Below are 6,621 nucleotides of genomic sequence, written 5' to 3'. Positions count from 1 at the left end.
TAAATAGTGGATTTTATATTTATTCAGCAGACCCTAAATAATGATAGTTTTTTCAATTAGCTATTAGGAGTAGCCTTTAGACATATTGATTCGTTTATAAAAGGTTCCTCCCACCAGTCGTTAGCGTGTTAACGAGGAACCAATTCAGCAATCATCATACTTCGATATAACGCTATTCAAAGTATCTTTCATCCTTAGAATAATTTAATAAAAACTCTTCAAGATTGTTGGCAATCTTTTTATCGTAATAATATATTTGTCCGTGATTCTCTGTTGAGAAGCCTATTGAAAAATATGCCGTTTCATTACTTTCAAAGAACACGAGTTTATCTTTATTAAATTCGTCGTATATTTCTATATCCTGACTGTAGGAAAATTGACCCTCTTTATTTCTGAACTCAGCAATGCTTTTAGGATCCATAATACGATTAATATTGCCGTTTTTAGTTTCCAAGAAACCATATCCTATTTCTAATAAGAATTTCCGTAATAATTCTGGAAAAATGATACCTATTTTATCTTCTTGCTCTTTCAGTTTTTCAACCGACACTGAATAAAATGTGTTGTTTTTATTTTTTTGAATGGTCTCAAACATTTCAATTCTCTCCTATCCAAATATTTTTTTTCCAAGTGATCCAGGTGCATGGATTCCGCCTTGATGTTCATCTGGAAATTTTGCAGGATGAATATTCCACCACTCATGTTTACCCTTAAATGAATTTTCGATCAAGTGATGTGCATCAAATTTATCCCCTGCTTTCCTAAGAACAGTTCCTGCACCATCCAACACATTATTATCATAAGTTGGCCATTTCTCCCCTGTATTTTTCTCCCACTCACCAATAACCGTATTCCTAACTTTGTTAAATTCTTGGCGATGTAGTGCTGTTTCTTCTTTGGAAAGTTTGAAATAATCATTATCCTTAATGGCCTTGTCAATTAACTCTTTCTGGTTCTTTGGAATATCTCGACCCGTGATTTTTTCAGTCTCCTTCAAGTATTCTGGGAATCTAGTTTTATCAATAGCTTGTCCGGCTTCAAGTATTGTCTTCTTAACTACTAACTCATCAGTTTCTTTAACAGTTTTTTCAACTACCTCTTCAGTGCCTTCTTTCACCGTCTTTTTAGCTACCACTTCGACACCTTCATGAACTGTTTTTTCAGCAACTACCTCTGTTCCTTCTTTCATAGCGGTTTTCACCACAGTTTTTCCAGCTTGTGTTCCAGCCTTCATCCCAATAGCTGCCCCAGTTCCTATGCCAGCAGTCGCAACAGTAACACCTATCATTGCAACATCAATTCCAGCTGCTACTGCAAAAGCATTCCAATCTCCTTCGCGGATTGCTTTGTATTCAGAAACACCAGGAACCATTTCCGTCACAAACTTCGTTGCATCCCCGAACTTTCCATCCTTTGGAGTAATTTTAGACACAAAATTCTTATGAAAATCTTCCAAAGATTTATGTGCTGTTTCTCCAACATTTTTAACCCCATCGCCAATTGCGTCAAGAGTTTTGCCAAAATCAATTCCCATCATTCGCTCCCTCCATCGTTAACACACTACAAATTTCATCAATTTGTTCTTTCATAAGTCCTGTAGTTTTCTTTTGAACGAATACTCTCAATCTATCTGGATTTCCTAGCTCAACAAAGTCATCAAATGTTGTTTTGAACAATGAAAGAATGTCGAATAACAGATTTTGTAGTGTAGGGATTGAACGTTCATCCCAGATCATATGACCTTGATGGTTCGTATAGGTTGAAATCATAATACTCAAAAGTTTTCTATTTACACGAGAAACTTCTAAACTATTCAAAGCACTATTTAGTTCGTCGTGTTTGATTTGGTCATGGGGCAACCACGGTTCCATGATTGCTTTAATTATTTCCGTTCGAGACTCACGAAGCGGCTTGATTACAGTGGGATTCTCATTGATATATGGACTCTCTTTGACATTAGCTTTATCAACCATCGTCAGAACCGGACTGATCCAGTCATTTTGATAAACGACAGCCACACCACTTGGCAATTTAGCAATTTCATTAACTTGATCAGGCGTTAATCCCATAGAGCGTCCTACTGCTTCACGGTCGTTTGCTTCAGGTGTACGCAAAACAAGCTTGGTATTCGTATTCTTAATTGCAGCGATATCAACTGATGAAGGTGATTGGTCAACAATAATGAAACCTTCACCATAAGTACGAATCTCTGCAATTGTGTTAGTCAACATTTCAACTGACTTACCAATTAAATCAGATTCCCCACTGGCTGATGTGTTCTTCAAAAGATTATGGGCTTCTTCAAGTACTGTAACGTGTTTAAGCCCAACATTATTTTCTGACTTCCGATCAACCCTATATTCATTCAAAATATATACCATAAGCCCCATGATGAGTGCATTAGTTTCACTAGATTTAACACGGCTAATATCTAAGATGCAATTCTCATCAAAGAGTTTTTCGTACGGGGTTTGTTCATTTGTAAAGATGAATTTGTTCAATCCAATGGTAAGAGACTTGACTCGAGTAGTTAAAGCACCGATGTAGTTTCCTTTGACCTCCGCAGAATAGTCAGTTTCACCAATTAATTTTTCAAGTTGTTCCGCAAGAATTTCAAAGTCAGGGTATTCGATTTCATCAACTTCAAAAGTTGAAGAGCCCAAATCCCAACCAACTTCTTCATATGATTTCAAAATTGCGTTTTTGAAAAAGGCTGGCATTGCATCATACATTGGCCAACATACACTGAATATTTCAACTAAACCATCTACGTGTTCAAGTACGTGAATTGATTCTGGAAACTTGAATGGGTTTAAGTTAATCAATGGTGCAATATTTGGATTTGTTGAGTAAACATTTACATCATCCCAATTTCCAAATACGTCCTTATACTCCCCTTTCGCTGGTTCAATAACTAGGAATGGAATTTCGTCTTGGTGTAATTCATTGAGTAATTGATAAACCGTGTTACTCTTGCCAGATCCAGTTGATCCCGTAATTAAGGTATGCATATTCAAACTATGATTATCAAGTTCCACTGTTTTGTCCGTGATTTGGCCTAGATCAAACACTTTACCTAACGTAATGCGTTCTTTTGGATTATCACTAAACTTCTTCGGGAACAATTGATAAGAATTAACCTCTTTACCAAATTCAGCATGTTCAATTACAGGCATACCTGGCACTGTATTTCGAGGCAAGCCCAAGTGAAGTCCAAGTTCTTTACCACTAACGGCTGTTGAGGCATTGGTTAGCACATTCCCACCATATATAAACTGTGGATGAACAAATCGAGATAAGTATAGAGTCAAGTCCTCAAAATTATTGAAGTTACTGCGCCAAGAGTTGATAGCAGACACTTCACGACCAGAGTTTTCACCGTTCATCAACGAACGATAGTTACTTGCAGCAATCTCAGCAGCAGACATATCATCAGAAATAAAGTATCCTGCAACATTCCACATCCCATAACTATCAAACTCATTTGTTCTTTTAAGCTGACTATCAATAAGTTGTAGCATATCTGTGATTGATTTATTCTCTACCGTTTTTGCAACCGAACTTGAAGATGATTCAGTGACTTGAGCATTTGGTGCAAGTGATTGGAATAGTCCACCTAATGTTCCACCGATTTGACCACCAAGCATAATTCCTATTGGGTTAGCAATGGCAATACCAGCCGCTGCACCAACGACTCCCGAAGTCGTTCCAGCAATCATTGCTGCCTTTTGTTTACCATTCATCTCAGAGAATGATTTGCTCGTTGATTGAGAATTTGAAATACTATCATTTAATTGTACTTTTTGTAATGGAGATAATTCCGTATAAAGTCTTTGATAGCTCTTTCTCACCTTTTGAATTTCATCAAAAGATGAATTCTGAGCAACAATTATCCCCGTAAATTGTCGACCGTGCATAGCAAGAGCAAGTTTTTCTAACCCTTGAACAAACTGTTCATTTCCTTGTTCCTTATCATTTTTGTTGTTACCGACGATACTAACTGAAGCAACATTATGTTGCTTAGCAATTCTAGTTGATAATGCTGCAATTTTAGAACGATCTTCATTTTCGATTTTCACACCTGGAAAATGCCCTACAAGTGTATTTTTTAAGGTATCTCCTAATGTTACCGTGGAACGATTATCGCCATTAGACCGAACTCCAAGATAAAAATCCATTTGCTTACCATTGGAATCAATCACCACGAACACCGATGATTTATAGGTTTGAAGCGTATTAAAGACTGTCGTAAATTTATCGGTCACTAACTCACCTTTTTGATAAACCATCTCTGTGATTTTATGTAGACGAACATTATTAATGAAATCTTCTTCGAGCGATGGCAATCCCAAATTCTCAAATGGGACAATCTCCATCTCCGTCAAACGAGATAGTTCTCTTCGACGAATCGTTTCGTCGATGATATCTAACTTGACATCTAGCTGTTCTTCTGGAGATAAATTCTGGTAAACTAGTTCTCCACCTTGGGATTGCATTAATTCCTTATCTATCATCAGCTTAGCCTCTCTCAATTTTTTTCAACTGATCGTCCAATTTCGCCAACCAATCATTATCTTTCTGTAATTTACGTTCTTCATCAGAGAGTCGATCCAATGTCTCTTCTTTTTGTGATGTCTTTTCAGTAATTAATTTTTCAAGATGTTCATGATAATCTATCGCAACATCATCATAAAATATTTTCAATGCATCTGAAACTGCATCTATCATTTCTTCTGCTTTAGGAATAGTAATTTCACTAGTTTTATCACGCCACTTACTAATTGAATAAGTTATTTCAGGCACTAGCGGTCTTGGTTCGACTTGTTTATCAAACAATTTCTTTGCCAAACCAAACAAATCTTCTGGTTGTTCTACCATTCGTTCTTCCCTGAAAGATAAGAATTCATTTGTTAAATCACGAATATCATACCTAGAGAAATCAAAAACAATTTTTCCCGATGGTTCAAAACCATCGAATGCATCTGCAAAATCATATAACGAAGAAAACGATCTGAAGATCTCCTCTTTTTCAGCCTCGAATATGGCATTCACTTCAGTTATAAACGCTTTAAAATAAATAGATAAATCCGCTGAGTAATCTCTTGCTGCATTAGTAGCTACTTCGTCATTATTATATTTATTTTTCTTTTTTCTCCAGTTTTGAATCTTGTCGCTAAGTTTAATTTTTGCGGCAGTTAACGTTGATGGAACTTCCAAATTATCTCTTTGGATGAAGCTTTCATTGACATCCTTTAATTTTTGAATTGATTCTTCCAATGAATCAATTTGTTTGTGAACATCAGCGTTTTGAATTCTTGACTCTTCATTTTCCACTTCAAGAATTTTTGAAAGTGAATCAAACTCTTTCCTAAAGACCTTTATTGACTCTGCTACATAGTCTGCAATTGGATAAATATCTAAGAAAACGCTTACCTTTTTATCATTCAAGGCAGAAACAATTTGGGGATGCGCTATTCCTTTATCTTGAATTATTCTTTCGATTTGCGTCTTATTATTCAAATCAAGATGGATAAAGAAAAATATTTGTTTTTCATTAACGTCTTGTCTTGATTGAACAATGTCTAAGAAATTTAGAAATTCTGCCCTGGTGTTTTTATCAATATAAAAAAGAATCGGTGTGTTGGCTAAATCCTTAGGTAACTCATTAATAGTATTTGCATTTTCTAAAGTAAAATCTAAGCCATCAAATACAGAAGTATCTATATTTGACGCTTGAATTAACAAATATGAAAATGGTTCATCGAATAATTCGGAATTCTCAAATCTAAAACGAGCATTATCAAATTTTCGATTTGGCGTTGTGTTTAGCCATGTTAATAAATCATCAATCTCTTTGCTTTTTTTACGTGAATTTTCTATTTCATTCTTAAAGAAAATCCTCACTTCAGCAGGGACTATTTCACCGCTAGCTTTTGTTTCGGGCTTGGTGCTAACCCTTGAATCCACAAATGCTTGTTCTAATTCCTCAAAATCAGCTTTTGTCCCTGAAAAATCTAGATCAAAATCGTAACCATTCATCTCATTATAAAAAACAGCTGGTATTTCTGTAATCCAATCATGCAATTTCCCTTCTTGGAATTTCTCAACAAGACTATTTATTTTCGGGTCTTGTCCATTAAATTTAACTTTAGTTTCAAGCAAATATGGGTTATAGCTCAATTCTGCTTTGACCATTACTTTCTCTCCTGACAAAGTTTATTCACGTAATGACGTATTATCTTAATAATAAATCTGAACTATGTACATTTTCTAGCCCAAAAATGAGCATTTCAAGCCTACAAACCCAGAAACTTTAAATGCTCTTAAACCCTTTAACACCAGTACTTCGCATTTTATTTCTTCCTCGTGAACAATCTGCACTTTCCAGATGAGCAACCAGTACGTGGCAACACATGGGGTGCTAGTTATTTCATTTTTCCTGCTATAATTAATTAGCTGCTACTATCGAACCGATAGCAAAAAATAAAATTGAAAATCTAAACTTTGAATATGAAGCATATTTTCGGAATTAAAATGACTCATCTTTAGGAATACAAGCCCCTAATGTTGAACAAGAATTTTAATTTCTGATTATCCAACTAGCTCAGTATAGGTCACAGT

4 protein-coding genes are annotated in these 6,621 nt (G+C 35.5%); all 4 read right to left on the bottom strand.

Features of this window, described 5'->3' with window-relative positions:
• Nucleotides 1-172: 172 nt before the first annotated feature.
• The 4 genes from RZN25_17725 to RZN25_17710 are packed head-to-tail and all read right to left on the bottom strand — an operon-like array spanning nucleotide 173 to nucleotide 6,195.
• Nucleotides 173-595 carry an SMI1/KNR4 family protein gene (locus tag RZN25_17725; GenBank protein ID MEQ6378647.1) on the bottom strand — a complete coding sequence of 141 codons (423 nt, stop codon included), beginning with the start codon at nucleotides 593-595 and terminating at the stop codon, nucleotides 173-175.
• Between the two features lie 12 nt (nucleotides 596-607).
• Nucleotides 608-1,537 carry a hypothetical protein gene (locus RZN25_17720; GenBank protein ID MEQ6378646.1) on the bottom strand — a complete coding sequence of 310 codons (930 nt, stop codon included), beginning with the start codon at nucleotides 1,535-1,537 and terminating at the stop codon, nucleotides 608-610.
• Nucleotides 1,524-4,514: an ATP-binding protein gene (locus RZN25_17715; GenBank protein MEQ6378645.1), complete on the bottom strand. Its 2,991-nt coding sequence runs from the start codon at nucleotides 4,512-4,514 to the stop codon at nucleotides 1,524-1,526. Before RZN25_17715 ends, RZN25_17720 begins: the two co-directional genes overlap by 14 nt.
• A 4-nt stretch (nucleotides 4,515-4,518) precedes the next feature.
• The gene (locus tag RZN25_17710) at nucleotides 4,519-6,195 is read right to left on the bottom strand and encodes a hypothetical protein (protein MEQ6378644.1); all 1,677 of its coding nucleotides are present in this window, start codon (nucleotides 6,193-6,195) and stop codon (nucleotides 4,519-4,521) included.
• Between the last annotated feature and the right edge of the window lie 426 nt (nucleotides 6,196-6,621).

The organism is Bacillaceae bacterium S4-13-56 (assembly GCA_040191315.1).
Taxonomy (GTDB): Bacteria; Bacillota; Bacilli; order Bacillales; family JAWJLM01; genus JAWJLM01.
This window is presented reverse-complemented; position numbering and strand designations above follow the sequence as displayed.